This window comes from Pedobacter cryoconitis (assembly GCF_014207135.1).
Lineage (GTDB): Bacteria > Bacteroidota > Bacteroidia > Sphingobacteriales > Sphingobacteriaceae > Pedobacter > Pedobacter cryoconitis_D.
This window is the reverse complement of the sequence record NZ_JACHCC010000002.1, coordinates 473007-489896: the sequence shown is the minus strand read 5'-3', so window position 1 is coordinate 489896 and position 16890 is coordinate 473007. Positions and strand designations below refer to the sequence as shown.

Sequence of the window (16890 nt, the reverse complement as noted above, 5' to 3'; positions counted from 1 at the left end):
ATATTTTACTCTGATCCTTTCCAGAAAAGATCAGGGTAAAATAACCTTTACAAGTTCAATATCACGTTTATACAATGGTATCTGATGACCTATCTCAAAGGCCTGATGAAAAGATAATACTGCCTGCTCACCAGGGTCTTTAAAGTATTTTTTCAAATGAATCAATAGACGTTCACCTTTCTCAATTCTGTCATTGCTTTGCTGCGGTCCCGATATCTTTTCTATGGTTATTATTTTTGGCTGAGCTGCTGAAGGTTCACCGGCAGAAATGAAATCCAGGTTATCCTGATTAAAATGGACAGCAAATTCAGAATGATTTACGATGAAAATATCTGCACTTAAAGTATCCTTCGCGCAGTAACTTCTTAATCTGAGATTTACACCTGCTGCGGCGATCTCCTGATCACTTACAAATACAAAAGGTGCTTGTTTGAATTGTTTTAATGAAGCCAGATAAGCGCTTTGTTGCTGACTGAAATCAGAAGTAGTTTTAAACGAATAGCTGAACGCAGGGACTTTCTCTTTTTCCAGATAACTTTTGTATTGGTCAGCAGGTAAATCAGCCTTTAAACTCATTAATATTGGTGCAGGATTTTTGTCTGTATTAAAAGTAATCAGTATCTGGTAACCCGGTTTATAGTATCCGTTTTTGCCTGTGAGCTGATTGGTTTTGAGATCATTGAGCGGTTGGAATTTTAAGGTAATTAATCTGCTTTTTCCTGTTTCCAACACAACAGGATCAATATTTCCTTTGATTGGTAAAGAACGTAAACCCTCTGGTGTAGCTATTTCAATCCCGGTAATAGTGATGGGCCCGCTGTTCAGATTGGTCAGGTCTAACTCAGCCTGTAATTCGTTTTTTTTGATATCCGCTGTCAGGTTTAGCCTGGTATCCAGTTGTTCCGATTTTAAACCGGTTGATATATAATTCAGATCACCTTTAGTTTTTTTTATTTCAGGATGATTGCCACAGGCAAAAAGTATAGTCAATAAAGATAATAAAACGGGTAATCTCATATGGATTTGATAAAATGGGTAATCAAGAAGCCGGAGAGGCAACACCAGGCTACCTCTCCGGCATTTGTATTTTTTATTTATAAACCAGTCACTGACCAGATAGAGTAAGCATGCGGAGGGGCTTGTATCAGTACGCGTCCGTCAGCAGCAACTGTCTGTATCCAGTTAGATATACCAGTATATTCTTTAATTTGTTTATTAGCCCAGCTAGAAGTTACCCATTGTTGCTGCCAGTTATCAGAACCATTGAAATAAACAATTAAACCAGGATTAGTTCCGTATCCGCTCCTTTTGTCAATATACTGATCGCTGGCGGAATATAGGTTTGTAGTTGTGCCCCCGGCCAGATTTTTATGAATCCAGATCAGGTTATTGATCCTGTTTTTATCCAGTAGATTCTCATAATCTTTATAAAACAGACATGGATATCCTTCATGCGTCATGATGTAAGCATAAGAAGAGTATTTATTATAGGTAATATCCGTGTCGTGGTTTGTTACAAAAGTAACGGCCTTTGAAGCATTTCTCTTTAACAACATATCATCATTCAGATGAGTCAGGTCATTGCCATCAAAAGCAGCATGCATCGCATAAAAACAAGCGAAATCAAAGGCTGACGATGTTTGTTCAGTGGCGTCTACCCAACTCTGCAGATTCGAGGCATTTCCATCCCATTGTTCACCAACTGCAAAAACGGATGCAGGGCCGCCTACACTGTTGACGAAGTTTTTAACCACCCAGGCACCATATCCTTTGACATAATCAAAACGAAATCCATCAAAATGCATATTGTTTTTATAGAATTTTGACATGCTGTAAGAAGCATTGTAGATCCAGTTCGATACATTGGCCTTTTTATGACAAAGATCGGGGAAACCTGCAAATGCACCTTCATCGCTGGCTTCTATATCATTCGGATGAAAATCACTGTAACTGCGGTTAAATTTACCTGAAAGCGGAGTGAATTTGGTATAGGTATTCGTATTTGTATAAGGATTGGCCTCTAAAGTTCCGCCGCTGCAGTGATTCAGTACCATATCTGCATATACCTGAATATTATTGCTGTGGGCTGTGGCTATTAACTTGCTTAAACTGGTGGAATCACCAAAGTGAGTAGTGGTTGTACCCATTTGATTATAGGTGCCAAAATCAAAATAGTCATAAGGATCATAACCCATGCTTGTTACTCCAGCCTGGGCTTTAGTGGCAGGAGGGAGCCATATTGCGCCAACTCCGGCAGCTTTCCAGGATGGTATTTTGCTATTGATTACATTCCACCATGAACCCTGAGGAACATCCCAGTAAAATGCCTGCATCATGACGTCACCACCAGTGCCTGTAGCCGCATCAAGAACAGTTTTGTTGGCCGAATCAGGGGAGAGGGGCGTAACTGCGGTTTTTTTGCAGGCCGAAAATGTCAGGAAAAGCCCCATAAAGAGGACATTCCTTACGAATAGGTAAGATTGTTTTTTGTTCATACTATTTGGTTTTTATTTGGTTTATCAGGCGTTAACAGCATATTTCTGGATTTGCTGTTAAATTACGGGAACGTTCCCGTTGTATTTCATGTTTTTAGCTTTGTATCAGTTCTTTTAAATAAATCAATGGGTGGATTTCAGGCTGGGAGTGACCAGGTTATAAATTATGGTCCCTATTATTTAGCTAAATTAATTATTAATATGATATAACCAACAGCTGAGATAATTAATTAAAATTTCATCATCTATTTTTGTTAAAACCTGATATAGTTATCGGATAATAATTATAATTTTAGAATACATTCTATTATTCATTCAATGAAAAAACATCAATTGATTTTGCTGCATTTTGCAGGGGGAAATTCCCACTCCTTTAATTTTATGCTTCCTTATTTACAGGACTTTGAGATTATACCACTTGAGCTGCCTGGAAGAGGCAGAAGGATAGGAGAAGAATTGCTTAAGGATTTTGACCTGGCTGCGCTGGATATTTATAAACAGGTTATTGGAAAACTGAATTCATCAAAATTTATTATTTACGGACATAGTATGGGTGCCTATCTGGCGCTGAAAGTTGCCAGCCTCCTTGAAAAAGCCAATAAGGCACCCAGTTATATATTTGTGAGTGGCAATGCCGGTCCGGGGCTTGAAAACAAAACTACCAGGTACCTGTTGGGGCGTGAAGATTTCATTGTTGAACTGAAAAAATTGGGCGGTATACCAGATGAAGTATTTGAATACGAAGATATGCTGGATTTTTTTCTGCCGGTACTGAGAGCTGATTTTGAAATTTCAGAAAGAAACAAGGCCGAGGTAGATACTTTGATCAGCAGCCCGATATATGCGATGATGGGTGATCAGGAAACAAAGGTGGAGCACATTACCAATTGGAAAAACTTTACAAAATCACATTTCGGTTATAAAATTTTTGAAGGAGGTCATTTCTTTATTCATAAAGATTATCAGGAAGTTGCAAGGCTGATTAAAGACAAAAGCAGACTGGTGCTTTAAGTAATCCAGTTGATTTTTTACCAGTTCATCATAAAACGTTGTTTAAATCAATACTACCAGATAAAGTATCAGGTTATTCTTTGCTGAAAACAGTTCTGATTGATAGTGAGATTGTTAAGTTTTACTGTAGTGTTAGAAAAATCTGTGTTTATATAATAACAACAATTAATTAATCATGAGTTTGCATTTGTGTTTTATTTTAGCATATGCTATTATAAAAGGCACATAAAATTCCAAACCTATGATTAACAAAAGTATTTTTCTTTTACTCCTGGTATCCTTTCTTTTTGCCTGTAAAAAATCAGAACTGACTGATCTCAATGCGCAAAGAGTTCCATCCGGGCAACAGGCTGTTAAAACCGAAACAATTACAGCAACTTCGCTATACACAGATGGCTGGAATAAAAACCTGAGTTATCCTTCCCCTTCCGGCGATCCTCAGAATTTCGATATCTGGTTACCCGCCAACAGAAATAAAAATACAACAAAGCTTTTCGTATTTATTCATGGCGGAAGTTTTACCGGGGGTGACAAAACCGGTGGAGAAGGTATGGATGCGATCAATGCGATTAAAACAGAATTTCCAGATTGTGCCATTGCAACAATCAATTACAGAGTTGGACTAACCATGTTACTCGATAAACCTATTGAAGACGTACAAAATGCGATGCATTATATTATTGGTTTGGGCGATTCTTTGAATATCTCTACCACCGAAATTGTTCTGGTCGGAGAGAGTGCGGGTGCATATCTTGCATTTTTTGAAGGAATGAGACGTGATGCCAAACTGGGAAACCAGGAGCGGTATAAAGCGATTGTAAGTTTGAGTGGCTTCGCGCAGATGTTGCCGGCGACAGACAGTAAAACAACTTTTGTGAATAAACTGGCTATACAGGCATTAAGTGTAAAAGTCCCTGATTTTAATTATTTAGCTTATTCTCCTGTACGTCAGATTCCGGCATTGATTACCAATAGTGATTTGCAAGAATTATACTTGTTTTATGGCGAGGATGACAGCACATTGAGCGGCGATAATTCCATCAATGTAGTCAATAAAGTTAAAGAGACCGGAAACCAGCGATATATCAATACAACCTATCTGCAATCTTTTGCTAAAGAGGGGCACACCATGAGTGCTGCGGCTAAAAAATCTATCGCCGCTGTTTTAAAACAAAAAATAAAATATAAGACAGCTTTATAAAAGAATAAAGGCTATATTACCACGGATACAGCCTTTATCTGTTCTATAATTATTTCAGACTGTCATGGATCTTATTGATCGCATCCAGATGTGTCTGTACAATGGGGGCAGTTTTTAAGGCAAAAGCTTTAAGATCCGTGTCTTTTCCATCTTTTGATTCATCCTGCATCAGCTTAAGTACTTTTTTGTGGCCATCGACCATAGCTTCAGTATAAGCTTTCTCAAAGTCTTTCCCTGACTTTTTACTCAGCTCATCCTTTTTTTGCTCATGTTCCTTATCCAGTGCTGCGGGAAGTGTAATGTTTTTCTTCTTCGCAATTGCGGCCAGTTCTTCGTTAGCTTTGCCATGATCACTGATCATCATATTTGCGAATTCTAAAAGCTTAGCATTGGTAGTTTTTGTGAGCGCGAGTCTTGCCAGCTCAACTTCAGCTAATCCACCAGAAGCAGCTTTAGTGGCGAACTCGGCATCTGATGGTGCCACCGCTATTCCTCCTGTTGCATTCACATTTGAGGTAGTGTCTTTAACCTTATTCAAGCTGTCAGCGACACCTTTGGAGTCTTTTGTACTATTATTACAGCTTTGAAGTGTAAAAACAGCTGTAGAAACTGCAATTAAATAAACTAACTTTTTCATATGATTAAATTCTAATTTATATATAAACATATGATTCGCGTTCTGGTTTTATAATAAAATATTTAGCTGTCGTATTCTTTCTTATGTTGCCAGTAACTATAAGATATAAGTTGTTTTGGCTAATTTTATAGAATCTAAAAGGAAAAGACTGAGAGATGGACGCGGTGAACCTGAAATGTATTTATAATACACTCACATATATAGAGAGTAATTACGACCGGCAACTTTCTATCAAAGAGCTGGAGGAGGTGTCGAATTATTCTTATAGAAATATACAGCGGATCTTCAGCTATACCTGCGGTGAAACCATAGGAGCATATCAGAAAAAACGCAGGGTAGAGAATGCCTATAAAAAGATCCTCTATACTAAGGAGAATCTTACCACCATCGCATTGCAGGTTGGTTTTGCAAATCTGGCTTCCTTTTCCAAAGCTTTTAAACAACATTTTGGTATTTCTCCAAAAGAAGCAAAATCAGGTAAGGTATCCCTTTTAACAGATACTAATGTTACCCCTGTTATCTCAACCATATTATTGAAGCCCGAAATCATCTATCTTCCAGCCAGGCACGTTTACTATGAAAGTACATTTACAAATTATGTCAATGAAGACATAGAGGTGTTATGGGATAAATTTATGGAGAATGAGTTCCCGGCTACCGGAGTAGATTATTTCGGTATCATCGTAGATGAACCATTGATAAGAGAAAAAATAAGCTGTCGTTATGATGCCTGTTCCTCGGTACAGTCCGGTAATCAGAAACTTGCTTCAAAAATGATACTGGGAGGTAGGTATGCCAGGTTTTTACATACAGGTAATTATGAAACTATAGACGAAACCTATGAAAAAATCTATTCGGGCTGGATCTTAAACTCCAATCTTGAGTTTGCGCATACACCTATGATCGAGTGTTATCTCAAATATGCAGATCACACCAATTCTGATGAGGATCAGCTAACTGCGATATTATTACCACTAAAGTAAGGTTGTCAATTTTGGACAATATTGCTCCGGTGGATCTCTTTAATTTTGTCGCATTAGAAACAAACAAATATTAATCATGCATAATCTATTATTTTTTTTACCTGTTTTACTGACGGCCTGTAGTAAAGAACGAATGCCCGGACCTGATAAAACTCCGGTGGATACTGCCGGTAGCTATAAAAGTTATACCATGCCCGAAGAATCAGCACCTCATGAAGGTACCTGGCTTCAATGGCCTCATCATTATCAGTATGGAGTAACTTACCGGAATCGTTTAGATGCAACCTGGATCAAGTTGACGCAGGCTCTGGTAAAAAATGAGAAAGTGCATATTATAGCTTACGATCAGACAGAAAAAGACAGGATAACCAATTTGCTGACTTCGGCCGGAGTTTCACTTTCAAATGTTGATCTCAGAATCTATCCAACTGATGATGTATGGGTAAGAGACAACGGGCCTATTTATGTAAAAGATCAAAATGGCAAGTTGTTCATTGAAGACTGGGGATTTAACGGCTGGGGAGGAAAAACAGCTTATACTAACTGCAATACTATTCCTGGAAAGATTGCTGCAGATCAGAACATTCCAAAAATTGATTTGAATGCGATCATGGTTAATGAAGGAGGAAGTGTTGAGATTGACGGAAAAGGAGTGCTGATGGCCTGCAAAAGTTCAGTTCTGAATGAAAACAGGAATCCTGGGATGACACAGGCACAGGCCGAAGCTATTTTTACAAAAAATTTAGGCATTACCAAATTTATCTGGCTGGATGGTAAAGCTGGTCTGGATATTACAGATATGCATATAGATGGATTTGCAAGGTTCCTGAATTCTTCTACAATTGTAACGATGAACAATGAAGATTTGCTTTACTGGCAGGTGCCGGAGTCCGATATCAACACATTATATCATGCTGCCAATAAAGAGGGGGGCAGGTTACAAACTCGTGAAAATTCCACTTACAAAAAATGATGTGGTGACTACCTACGGTAAGAATCTGGGGAAAGCCTCCTACATCAATTATTATGTAGCCAATAACAGGGTTTTAGTGCCAAATTATAATGATCCTAACGATGCTGTCGCAAATGCTGTTATACAAGGTTTATACCCTGGAAGAACCGTAGTAGGTATTGATTGCCGTAACCTGTTTGCCAATGGAGGCATGGTACACTGCGTTACCCAGCAGCAACCACAATAAAAGGAGAAGTTAAAATTACTAAATCATTCGGACCTTATTTATCCCGTTAATCATAGCTCATTGTCCTCATGATCAATAGGGTTTGTATTCGTATGATGTCCGGTGTTGGAATAGGGTTGGTATAGCCAATCGCTATTCCAACCCTATTCCAACACCGGACACAGTATAGAGCGTAAATCAACGCAATATCTCTTATTAATTACTTTAAGTGTTAATTCCGGAAGACTCTGAAAAAAATATACAAGAACTGGTCGTGAATATCCGGCCGTTGGTCGATGGTAATCCCTGCGTTGGTCTAATACACTGAAAACTGGTGAAACGTTTAGCTGTTGCTTATGTCTTATGTACAAAGAATTTAAAAATACTAAAGACATAAAGATATGAACACTACTATCAAAACCGTATTCGCAACTGCAATGACAGCTGTCGTTTTAACCTCATCAGCATTTACTACTTTCGCAAAAGAGAATGAAAAAAATCCATTAAGCCTGATTACTTCAACCTCCAGTTTGAATATGATCAGAGTGAAAGGAAATGTTAAAGTTTATCTGATTCAGGGAGCTAAAGAAGATATCAAAGTAATAACCGATCAGCAGGGAGAAAAGGTTTCTTTAAAAAGAGAGGGAAAAAAACTCCTGATCAGTTCTACAGAACAAAACAGAGCGATTGTATACCTGACAGTAAAAGATCTGATCAGAATTGATGCTTCGGATAATGCGATTGTTAAATCAAGCGGAGACTTTAACTTAACAAATCTTCAGATTTTTTTACAGGATGATGCACAGGTGAATATGGATGTTAAAGCTCAGGATGTATACACTGTAATTAAAGATGGTTCTTCCTTAAAATTAAGTGGATCGACAGCTCGCCTGACCTCTGTTAAAGACGGTGCTTCAAAACTGAACACCAACAATTTCTCAGCAACTTCAACTACGGCTTCCGCTGTACCATTAACTACAAAAGCAGACCTGGATACTCAGTTTGCTGATACCCTTAATTTTGTCAGCCTTATAAACAGATAGAGCCTCTGAATAGGCCATCATTATAGATGAAGCCCGGTAGTCCTGAAGACTACCGGGCTTTTGATTTTTATTTAATTGCCGGATGACTATTGATGAACCGCTTTCTCCAAAGCCAGAATCCTTTTATTCTGCTCTATGATGTAAATGGTCATTTCTTCAATTTTTTGTAGAAGTTTAGTATTCAGTTCACTCAGATTGGTTCCTTTTTCCTGCATCTCCTTTGCTGGCGCAATCTCAGGTAAATGTTTTTGAGTTTTAATGAATTTCTCTAACTCTTCTAATGGCATTGGTTTGTAATCGTTTTCAAAAACAAAATCAGCACCATTCATATCTACCTTGACTTCCCTTGCTCTTATGGTACCAATAACGTCGAGTTTATAGGCAGGGGTTATCGTTCCGATACCTACATTTCCATCTACATTTACCGCCATTCTTGTGATATAATTTAAGCCCGGATAAGAGGCTGAAGGATTAGCTGTTTGAAACAGCAGACCACTAACTCCGCTATCTACACTCGAAAATAAACGAACACCATATGAAGTTAAATTATTACTGTGACTGATAAATTCTAATCCTGTAGCTCCGTTTCCGTATTGTCCTAATAAAACCTGTTCAAAATTATAAACACCTGGCAGGCCAACTTTCAGGTTATCTGTGTTCGAAAAATCCCCTAGTTGTAATTTATATAGTGGCGAATTCGTACCTAATCCAATATTTCCATTAGGCTGAATAGTGAATTTTGAGGAGGCAAGACTTTGAGTGGTACCAATTGAATATTTTTGATTTCCACTTTCATCATACAGTATACCTGTATTCCAATATTCTGTACCAGCCTGTTTAAAAACTGCCATTGCCGGTCTGTTAAACCTTCCCGAATGAACTGTCATCGTTGCACCTTCAATGCCCGAGTTTTCAACTAATAAATTAGCCGTTGCCGTGTTAATATGGAGTGATGCATTGGGTGTTGCTGTTCCGATACCAATATTATTATTCCCGGAGTTACCTTGTATATTTCCCCCTGGAGTATAAATCTGTGCATTTACGGACAGATAGCTTAGAGAAATTAAACCAATTAGTATTTGTTTCTTCATCCTATATTTTTTTTCAAAGTTAAGGGTTTTTAGACGTGTTGAAGATTTTTACAAAAAATGCGTTACAGCTGGTCGTGAATATTCGGCCGTTTGTCGATGGTAAACCTCCTGTTGGTCTAATAGGCAGAAAACCGGTGAAACGTTTCTGCCCGGATCGCATCTTATGTATAAAAGAATTTAAAAATATAAAAACATAAAGATATGAAAACTACTATCAAAACATTATTCGCAACTGCTTTAACCGCTGTCGTTTTAACTTCATCTGCATTTGCAACCTTCGCAAAAGAAAACGATAAAAATCTACCAGCACTTAGAGCTGTGTCTGATCTGAACATGATCAAAGTAACAGGGAATGTTAAAGTATACTTAAGTCAGGGTGCTAAAGAAAATATCCGTGTAGCTGGAGATGAGTCGGACGCAAAAGTTTCCTTAAAAAGAGTTGGCGGAAAACTGGAAATCAGCTCAGTAGGAGATAATACAGCCATCGTTTATTTAACAGTAAAAAACCTGGTAAGGATTAATGCTTCTGACAAAGCAGTTGTAAAATCTCTGGGTAATTTAACCCTTGCAAATCTTCAGATTTTTTCAAAAGACGGTTCACAGGTAGATTTAAATGTAACTGCTCAGGATGTATACACTGAGGTGGAAGATGCTTCTTCTTTAAAATTAAGCGGATCAACCGGCCGTCTGACCTCTGTAAAAGATGATGCGTCAAAACTGAATACAAAGAATTTTCAGGCAGCTATAAGAACTGCTTCTGCTGCACCAGTATTTGCTAAAGTAGATCTTGATGCTCAGTTTGCTCAAAGCCTAAACCTGGCCAGCCTTTAATAACCGAGCCCTAAACAGGCCATCACTATAAAGACAAAGCCCGGTTTCTATATAGAAACCGGGCTTTTGATTGACCAGATTTTGCTTACTGTTCTTCGTAATGATAGGTGAGGCCACCATCCACAAAATAAGTAGAGCCGGTTACATACCCGGCGTCATCAGAAGCCAGGAAGGCGACCACTGCTGCAACATCTTCCGGTTTACCCAATCTTCTCTGGGGAATATTTTTCAATACATTCTGCAAAAGTTCCGGATTGTCAATCAGCGTATGATTGATTGGTGTAGCAACAGCGCCTGGCGCTACATTATTGATCCGGATATTTAATGGTGCAAGTTCTGTAGCTAAATTCCGGGTTAGCATTTTTAAGGCCCCTTTGCTGGCACAATAGGCGGCAAAATGTGGAAAGACAATTTCCTCATGGACCGAACTCATATTAACAACCACACCCGGGCGGGATGCTTCCTTACAATACACTACAAAAGCCTGCGTCAGAAAGAACAGACCTTTAAAATTGGTATTCATCACAAAATCATATTCCTGTTCTGTTACTTCCCAGAAATTATGATTGCGTTCAACGCCGGCATTGTTAACCAGTATATCCAGCTGCCCATAAACTTTTACAGCCTCGGTGAGCAGGTCATAAACATTTTGTCGCTGACTGACATCGGCTGCTATAAAAGTACAGCGTCTGCCTAAAGCAGTGATCTGCTTAACAACTTCATCCGCACGGTCATCATGTCGCAGGTCATTTAAAATAATATCTGCGCCATCATTGGCTAACCTAAGGGCGCATGCCAGGCCGATACCCTGGACACTGCCGGTTATTAATACAACTTTGTTTTCGAAACGACTCATGTTCTGATTTTTTAAATGGTTTTTAAACTGTTTGGTGAATGATGATCATGAAAACTGATACGGGCGGCTTCAATATCATAATAATGATGCAGCCTGAAACTATTAAATATCCCTACAATAAGGAAGACCCCAGTTAAAGGCGCTGCTATATACAACCAATAAGCGGTATATACACCGCTAACGACTGCGGGCCCGAAGCTACGTGCCGGATTTGTACTGCATCCTGATAAGGCGGTCTCGGCCCAAACCATAATGCCATATAAAACAGGCATCGTGAAAGGCGTATAATTGCGCAGTTTTTTGCTGCCCACAAAAATGAATATTACAATAACCAGGCATGCTGTCGTAATGAGTTCGCCCACAAAAGCAGGCCAGATACCCGCACTTCCTGGTACGGTGTTTCCATAATTAATGCTCTTTCCCTGATTTTGCCAGAGTAATAAGGGGATACAACCTACGATCGCACCCAGCATCTGGCTCACAATGTATCCGGCCATCAGATAGGTTTTCATTTTGCCCCTGAGCCAGAAGGCGATGCTTACCGCAGGGTTGATATGTGCCCCGCTTATTTTTCCTACCGGAGATAAGGTAACGAGGCAACCAGTGGTGCCGAATAGAAAACCGGTTAGTGCCCGCCTTAAAGGCAGTGAAGGTATTAATCTGGTCATAACCGAATCTTCTCCCCAGTTGAAAATGACTACACTCAGGCCAATGCCTAATAAAAGTGCTGTGCCGATAAATTCAGAGAGATACATTTTTATCAGATCTTTGGTCTGTGCCATTCGATGATCATATTTATATCTATCTGCAATTTAAGTCATTCGTTATCAATAGTCATGCCGGTTACATCACGTTTTTGTTAAATTTTCTATTTCTGTTTAAGCCATTTTAATGCAGCAATAACCTTTTGATCATTTTTTAAATGATCAAAATCATCGCCACCAATAATTTCTTTGTCTGGTTTTACATGATCCGGATAAGCTACTCCATTACGGTCCGATTCTACCGATGTGGCCAGAAAAAAGCCAATTTCGTTGGTGAACTGGAATGATTCATTAGAAGTGGTGTAGCCACCTGAGTTTTCACCTATAAAGAAGGTGTTCTTACGACCTTTAAAAGATATCGCTAAAGCTTCACCTGAGCTGCGGGTATATGGTCCGGTTAGTACCACAACCTTCAGCTGATAAAGATTTTTGTCCTGACTCTTTATATGATAAACGGTGTCAGTTCCGTCATAGACAATCCGATGCGTTATATCACCTTTTATTCCCCATTCTTCGGCTTTTTGTGATGCCGGGAAAACGAATGCGCCGAGTTTGCCAGGTTCAAATAAAGCTGCTAACCCCCCAATCATTGGCCACATAGATCCACCAGGATTAAGGCGCAGATCGATAATAATTCCTTTTAATTTACTGGTATGAAGTGATGCTAAAGAATCTATGATCTGCTGTGCTATTTTATTGTTGTCACCCTGATGTGTGGGATTATTATCAGGTACAAGAAGGTATCCATAACCTTTTTCCAGCAATTCAGGAGTTAGCTTATAGCCGTCGTGCATTTTTTTTACTAAAGCCTGATGTGTTGTTTTGTCCAGCGGTTTATCAACGCTTCTCCAGGCGTATGATTTCTTACCATAGGTAATAAACCCATGATGGTCGCCCAATAATTTGTAAAGTAGCTGAATGGCCGGCAGGGCATCTTTAATACCAGCTGCATTGGCAGCAGTAAAACGTACACTGTCTTCTACCATTTTCCAGTTCACATTATTCCGGTAAAGTGAATTGTTTTTGGTAAAGCTCAGGACGGTATCCAACAGTCGGCGTGTACTGTCGGTCTTTTGTGCGCTTGTTTCACCCGGTTTTAAAACCATTGCAAATAATGCAATCATAAACAGTTTGGCTGTTGTTTTCATTTTGCTTTCGAATAAGGCACAATAATGAGTAAACCGGGCTGTATGGTATAATTTATTATCTTAACCTCCGTAAATATTATCCCAACCAGGCATTTAGAATTATGACTAGTTGTGTGCCGTTTTTGTGGCTGCTGCTATAATCAGTTTGGCAACCTCCGTAGGATGAGACTGATAAACAGAGTGACTTGCCCCAGCTATTTCTACGGTATAGCTTTTTGCCCTTTTAGCATACATGCGTTCCAGATCTGGGTTAATAATCCGGTCTGCTTTCGCTACCATATACCAGCTTGGTTTTGTTTTCCATGCCGGGTTCTCTATGATTACATGAAATACTGCGTCTGCTGTTGGCATTTGTGCGTTACCTTCGAAATCGGCAATGTTTTTAGGAAGATCGGCGGCAAAATCCTGGTAGAACTTAGATGGATCAATAAAGTCGAAGCCATCTGCACCTTTTTGAAGAGATTTATAGGCCGAAGGATATAGTTTTCCATTTCCACCTTCAGTTTCACCTTTGTCGGGTGCATGAGCAGCAATATAAACTAAACCCAGCACTTTCGAATCATTTCCTGCTTCCGTAATAATTGCACCACCATAACTGTGGGCTACTAAAATGCATGGGCCATCCTGAAGGTCAATTACTCTTTTTACAGCAGCAATATCACCCGAAAATGAGGTTAAAGGTTGTTGTACAATAGTCACCTTATATCCTGCTTTTGTTAAGATATCATAAACCGGTTTCCATCCTGATCCATCTACAAATGCGCCATGTACCAATACGATGTTCTTAGTAACAGTATAATTAAGAATTGCTGGTATGCTGTCGGAGTTTATAATGGTTGGTTTAATACCTTTTTTTGTTATAATTCCTGCGTTGACCTGAACACCGAAACATAAACTAAATGCGAAAGCTGTTAAGCTGATTCTGATTGAATTTATCATGACTTGGTTACTTATTATTTATAGTTAGGTATTGGTTTACGGCTTACCGTAAGAAAAGCATTTCAATCCTGTATATTTTTGATCGTTGAACAATTAAAATACCTCATTTTATGAAGAAAAATTACAAAACAAAAAACAATACAAGCCGCTTAGTCCCTCTGCTATTTTTCCTGTTAGTCGTTTTTTGCTCTGCATGCAGCAAAAAAAGTCAGGAAATAGAACAGATCATTAAAACGAAAACTGATATCTACTCTTATGAAGTGACTTGTAATGCTTGTGAAATTCAATTCCTGGATAGAAACAATAACACTAAAAAGGTAATCAATAATAATGGAAAATGGAGCTATTCTTTTGACGGGGCTGATGCTGCTGAATTGAAAATTAACGTCATTACAACTAGCAGTGCTTATCAAAATATTAATGCCTATATTCTAAAGAATAACGAGGTGATTTACGGAGAATTAGGTTATAATAATTTCGAGTTATTATACAATGTTAAATCAGGACAAAGATCAATGGCATATGGCAGTTATTCTCCTGGTCCTGGTGTACCCGGATCGAATGGAGGAAATACAAAACCAACCTCTTCATTATGTGGGGCAAAGAATAAAACCGGGGGATATTGTCAACGTGTAGTTTCTGGTGGGGGCAGATGCTGGCAACACAGATAAAATAATAAAACCCCTGAAAACCCAAGTTTTCAAGGGGCAGTGGGATGGAAGAGGACTCCGGAATCTAAAGGGATTCTAAAATAGCTTTAGGTTCCAGATATTCTTCTAATCCAAATATACCATACTCTCTGCCTATTCCTGATTGTTTAAAACCACCAAATGGGGCTTTGGAATCATGCGAAATACCATTAATACAAACCCTTCCCGCATCAATCCGGGCTGCCACCCGATAAGCTCTTTCTTTACTGCCGGAACTTACATAAGCCGCTAATCCATAATGGGTATCATTGGCTATTGTAACAGCATCATCTTCATTTTTATACGGGATAATAGACAGTACCGGACCAAAAATCTCTTCCTGGGCAATGCGCATATCATTATTTACATTGGTAAAGATGGTTGGTCTTACAAAGTTCCCGGCTTCCAGACCCTCAGGTTTGCCTTCACCGCCGACCAATAAAGTTGCCCCTTCTTCAAGACCAATTCTGATGTAGTCCTGTACCCGTTCATATTGTTTTCTGCTGACCATCGGTCCAACAACAGTGTCTGCATTTTTTGGGTTACCTACCTTTATGTTTTGCATGGCAACTTTTGCGATTGCATTTACTTCATCCAGCTTATTTTCAGGAACAAGCAGACGGGTAGCAGCAGCACACGCCTGTCCGCTGTTTAAATAGGCAGCAAAGATTGCGGTTGGAATAGCTACTTCCAGATTGGCATCATCCAAAATAATATTGGGTGATTTTCCACCCAGTTCCAGCGTAATTCTTTTCATAGAGTCAACAGCTCCTTTAGCAATCATCTTTCCTACAGCAGTAGAACCAGTGAATGCAATTTTGGAAATGTCTGGATTGCGGGTCATTTCAGCTCCCACTACATCGCCCAGGCCATTTATGAAGTTGACAACCCCTTTAGGCAAGCCAGTTTCGTGGAAACATTCTGCAATAACCTGTGTTTGCTGCGCACTCATTTCACTCGGCTTTATCACTGCTGTACAACCTGCTGCAATGGCCGTAGAAAGTTTCGTGATAATAAAGCCATTACTCATATTCCAGGGAATAATGATACCTACGACACCTATCGGTTGATAAAAGACTTTTGAGCTTCCAACAGCTTGTTCAAACGCAAAGTCTTTCAGCGTATCAATCATTGCATTGATATCATGAATCATATTTTGAGTAACCATTGCACAGAACTGGAATGTTCCTCCATACTCTTCGACCATTATATCAGTCAGCTCTTTTTCACGCCTGTTTATAACGGACTGCAATTTTTCCAGGTAACCAATCCGCTCTTCCCTGGTAGTTTTTGAGAATGTCTGAAAAGCTTCCTTTGCAGCAGAAATGGCATTTTGAGTATCCACTTCGTCGCCTAAAGTAACTTCTCCGATTTTCTGATTTGTGGTTGGACTAATGATATCCAATATTTCTTTACCGTGTGGTGTTAGAAATTCACCATTGCTATAAATCTTATTAATTGCCTTCATCCTGAATGTTTTTTGTTTATACAAATGTCCCAAATGATATCTTCACGATGTTTTCTGTGCGGCTCAAATATGACTTTCTCTATGGCTCATATTAAGGTTTTTATCCTTATCGGTTCTCGATCCAGTCTACCAGTAATTTGCGTTCTGCAAAAAGCCATTTGTCATTCTGTTTGACGAAAATATCATGATAACGGATAGCAGCGATCATCAGCTTTTGCTTACCATCTTCTATCGTTAAATGATGGGCCATGCAATAGGTAATTCCTGTCGCTTTACTGCCATCCAGTTTTACAGTGTTTTGCCCGTTAAAGTGCATGGTAGACAGGTAAGAATTCAGATTATTAAATACTGGCAGCAAATCTTTACTATTGGTAATTATCTGACTCGGTGTTTCTGATTTTGGGTCATAATATACCTCAAAACGGGTGTCATCTGTAAATAGCGCCATTTGTCCCTGCGCATTTCTGGTGTCCGCACAGTAGGCGTAATTATCCACTAATTCACGAATGGCCAGACGGTCTTCCGCTTCCAGTATTTTTTGTTCGTAATTCATGAT

18 protein-coding genes are annotated in these 16890 nt (G+C 39.1%); 8 read left to right on the top strand and 10 right to left on the bottom strand.

Features of this window, described 5'->3' with window-relative positions; genetic code table 11:
- Window positions 1-30: 30 nt before the first annotated feature.
- Together HDF25_RS05035 and HDF25_RS05030 are read right to left on the bottom strand one after the other, a co-directional pair.
- Window positions 31-1017 (bottom strand): hypothetical protein, encoded by a 987-nt coding sequence (locus tag HDF25_RS05035; RefSeq protein ID WP_184623388.1) that lies wholly within the window; start codon window positions 1015-1017, stop codon window positions 31-33.
- A gap of 77 nt (window positions 1018-1094) precedes the next feature.
- Window positions 1095-2495: an alpha-amylase gene (locus tag HDF25_RS05030; RefSeq protein WP_184623387.1), complete on the bottom strand. Its 1401-nt coding sequence runs from the start codon at window positions 2493-2495 to the stop codon at window positions 1095-1097.
- Window positions 2496-2813: 318 nt separating this feature from the next.
- On the opposite strand from HDF25_RS05030, the gene HDF25_RS05025 reads away from it, so the two are divergent.
- Together HDF25_RS05025 and HDF25_RS05020 are read left to right on the top strand one after the other, a co-directional pair.
- Window positions 2814-3506: a thioesterase II family protein gene (locus HDF25_RS05025; protein ID WP_184623386.1), complete on the top strand. Its 693-nt coding sequence runs from the start codon at window positions 2814-2816 to the stop codon at window positions 3504-3506.
- A 241-nt stretch (window positions 3507-3747) separates the two neighbouring features.
- The gene (locus HDF25_RS05020) at window positions 3748-4707 is read left to right on the top strand and encodes an alpha/beta hydrolase (protein WP_184623385.1); all 960 of its coding nucleotides are present in this window, start codon (window positions 3748-3750) and stop codon (window positions 4705-4707) included.
- Window positions 4708-4756: 49 nt separating this feature from the next.
- On the opposite strand, the gene HDF25_RS05015 is transcribed toward HDF25_RS05020, so the two are convergent.
- On the bottom strand, window positions 4757-5344 hold the full coding sequence (locus HDF25_RS05015) for a DUF4142 domain-containing protein (RefSeq protein WP_184623384.1): 588 nt from the start codon (window positions 5342-5344) through the stop codon (window positions 4757-4759).
- Between the two features lie 155 nt (window positions 5345-5499).
- Here HDF25_RS05015 and HDF25_RS05010 point away from each other — a divergent pair, with 155 nt between their 5' ends.
- The 4 genes from HDF25_RS05010 to HDF25_RS05000 all read left to right on the top strand — a co-directional run bounded on the left by HDF25_RS05010 (window position 5500) and on the right by HDF25_RS05000 (window position 8548).
- Window positions 5500-6327, top strand: coding sequence for a GyrI-like domain-containing protein (locus HDF25_RS05010; RefSeq protein WP_184623383.1), 828 nt, complete (start codon window positions 5500-5502; stop codon window positions 6325-6327).
- A 76-nt stretch (window positions 6328-6403) separates the two neighbouring features.
- Window positions 6404-7300 (top strand): agmatine/peptidylarginine deiminase, encoded by an 897-nt coding sequence (locus tag HDF25_RS05005; protein WP_260409321.1) that lies wholly within the window; start codon window positions 6404-6406, stop codon window positions 7298-7300.
- Window positions 7275-7526 (top strand): agmatine deiminase family protein, encoded by a 252-nt coding sequence (locus HDF25_RS25810; RefSeq protein ID WP_317618183.1) that lies wholly within the window; start codon window positions 7275-7277, stop codon window positions 7524-7526. The genes HDF25_RS05005 and HDF25_RS25810 overlap by 26 nt, the downstream gene beginning before the upstream one ends.
- Before the next feature lie 380 nt (window positions 7527-7906).
- Window positions 7907-8548 carry a GIN domain-containing protein gene (locus HDF25_RS05000; RefSeq protein ID WP_184623381.1) on the top strand — a complete coding sequence of 214 codons (642 nt, stop codon included), beginning with the start codon at window positions 7907-7909 and terminating at the stop codon, window positions 8546-8548.
- 86 nt (window positions 8549-8634) lie between these two features.
- On the opposite strand, the gene HDF25_RS04995 is transcribed toward HDF25_RS05000, so the two are convergent.
- Window positions 8635-9639 carry a hypothetical protein gene (locus HDF25_RS04995; RefSeq protein ID WP_184623379.1) on the bottom strand — a complete coding sequence of 335 codons (1005 nt, stop codon included), beginning with the start codon at window positions 9637-9639 and terminating at the stop codon, window positions 8635-8637.
- A gap of 201 nt (window positions 9640-9840) precedes the next feature.
- Between HDF25_RS04995 and HDF25_RS04990 the strand changes: the two genes are divergently transcribed.
- A complete protein-coding gene (locus HDF25_RS04990; protein ID WP_184623377.1) occupies window positions 9841-10470 on the top strand; it encodes a GIN domain-containing protein in 630 nt (209 codons plus the stop codon).
- A gap of 85 nt (window positions 10471-10555) precedes the next feature.
- On the opposite strand, the gene HDF25_RS04985 is transcribed toward HDF25_RS04990, so the two are convergent.
- The 4 genes from HDF25_RS04985 to HDF25_RS04970 all read right to left on the bottom strand — a co-directional run bounded on the left by HDF25_RS04985 (window position 10556) and on the right by HDF25_RS04970 (window position 14177).
- Complete coding sequence (locus HDF25_RS04985; protein WP_184623375.1) at window positions 10556-11326, bottom strand: SDR family NAD(P)-dependent oxidoreductase; 771 nt, start codon at window positions 11324-11326, stop codon at window positions 10556-10558.
- Window positions 11327-11337: 11 nt separating this feature from the next.
- Window positions 11338-12108: an MIP/aquaporin family protein gene (locus HDF25_RS04980; RefSeq protein ID WP_184623372.1), complete on the bottom strand. Its 771-nt coding sequence runs from the start codon at window positions 12106-12108 to the stop codon at window positions 11338-11340.
- 86 nt (window positions 12109-12194) lie between these two features.
- Window positions 12195-13238 (bottom strand): S41 family peptidase, encoded by a 1044-nt coding sequence (locus HDF25_RS04975; RefSeq protein ID WP_184623370.1) that lies wholly within the window; start codon window positions 13236-13238, stop codon window positions 12195-12197.
- Window positions 13239-13343: 105 nt separating this feature from the next.
- Entirely contained in the window at window positions 13344-14177 is an 834-nt protein-coding gene (locus HDF25_RS04970; protein WP_184623369.1) for an alpha/beta hydrolase, read from the bottom strand.
- A 110-nt stretch (window positions 14178-14287) separates the two neighbouring features.
- Between HDF25_RS04970 and HDF25_RS04965 the strand changes: the two genes are divergently transcribed.
- On the top strand, window positions 14288-14848 hold the full coding sequence (locus HDF25_RS04965; protein ID WP_184623367.1) for a hypothetical protein: 561 nt from the start codon (window positions 14288-14290) through the stop codon (window positions 14846-14848).
- Window positions 14849-14912: 64 nt separating this feature from the next.
- Here HDF25_RS04965 and HDF25_RS04960 read toward each other — a convergent pair whose 3' ends face one another.
- Entirely contained in the window at window positions 14913-16334 is a 1422-nt protein-coding gene (locus tag HDF25_RS04960; RefSeq protein ID WP_184623365.1) for an aldehyde dehydrogenase family protein, read from the bottom strand.
- A 106-nt stretch (window positions 16335-16440) separates the two neighbouring features.
- Entirely contained in the window at window positions 16441-16887 is a 447-nt protein-coding gene (locus HDF25_RS04955; RefSeq protein ID WP_184623362.1) for a nuclear transport factor 2 family protein, read from the bottom strand.
- Window positions 16888-16890 lie beyond the last annotated feature (3 nt).

Coding starts and splice junctions, on each gene's coding strand:
- HDF25_RS05035 (WP_184623388.1), bottom strand. CDS start 1,017: ATGAGATTACCCGTTTTATTATCTTTATTGACTATACTTTTTGCCTGT.
- HDF25_RS04995 (WP_184623379.1), bottom strand. CDS start 9,639: ATGAAGAAACAAATACTAATTGGTTTAATTTCTCTAAGCTATCTGTCC.
- HDF25_RS05025 (WP_184623386.1), top strand. CDS start 2,814: ATGAAAAAACATCAATTGATTTTGCTGCATTTTGCAGGGGGAAATTCC.
- HDF25_RS05000 (WP_184623381.1), top strand. CDS start 7,907: ATGAACACTACTATCAAAACCGTATTCGCAACTGCAATGACAGCTGTC.
- HDF25_RS04960 (WP_184623365.1), bottom strand. CDS start 16,334: ATGAAGGCAATTAATAAGATTTATAGCAATGGTGAATTTCTAACACCA.
- HDF25_RS04985 (WP_184623375.1), bottom strand. CDS start 11,326: ATGAGTCGTTTCGAAAACAAAGTTGTATTAATAACCGGCAGTGTCCAG.
- HDF25_RS04975 (WP_184623370.1), bottom strand. CDS start 13,238: ATGAAAACAACAGCCAAACTGTTTATGATTGCATTATTTGCAATGGTT.
- HDF25_RS04965 (WP_184623367.1), top strand. CDS start 14,288: ATGAAGAAAAATTACAAAACAAAAAACAATACAAGCCGCTTAGTCCCT.
- HDF25_RS04990 (WP_184623377.1), top strand. CDS start 9,841: ATGAAAACTACTATCAAAACATTATTCGCAACTGCTTTAACCGCTGTC.
- HDF25_RS04955 (WP_184623362.1), bottom strand. CDS start 16,887: ATGAATTACGAACAAAAAATACTGGAAGCGGAAGACCGTCTGGCCATT.
- HDF25_RS05020 (WP_184623385.1), top strand. CDS start 3,748: ATGATTAACAAAAGTATTTTTCTTTTACTCCTGGTATCCTTTCTTTTT.
- HDF25_RS05005 (WP_260409321.1), top strand. CDS start 6,404: ATGCATAATCTATTATTTTTTTTACCTGTTTTACTGACGGCCTGTAGT.
- HDF25_RS04970 (WP_184623369.1), bottom strand. CDS start 14,177: ATGATAAATTCAATCAGAATCAGCTTAACAGCTTTCGCATTTAGTTTA.
- HDF25_RS05010 (WP_184623383.1), top strand. CDS start 5,500: ATGGACGCGGTGAACCTGAAATGTATTTATAATACACTCACATATATA.
- HDF25_RS05015 (WP_184623384.1), bottom strand. CDS start 5,344: ATGAAAAAGTTAGTTTATTTAATTGCAGTTTCTACAGCTGTTTTTACA.
- HDF25_RS04980 (WP_184623372.1), bottom strand. CDS start 12,108: ATGGCACAGACCAAAGATCTGATAAAAATGTATCTCTCTGAATTTATC.
- HDF25_RS05030 (WP_184623387.1), bottom strand. CDS start 2,495: ATGAACAAAAAACAATCTTACCTATTCGTAAGGAATGTCCTCTTTATG.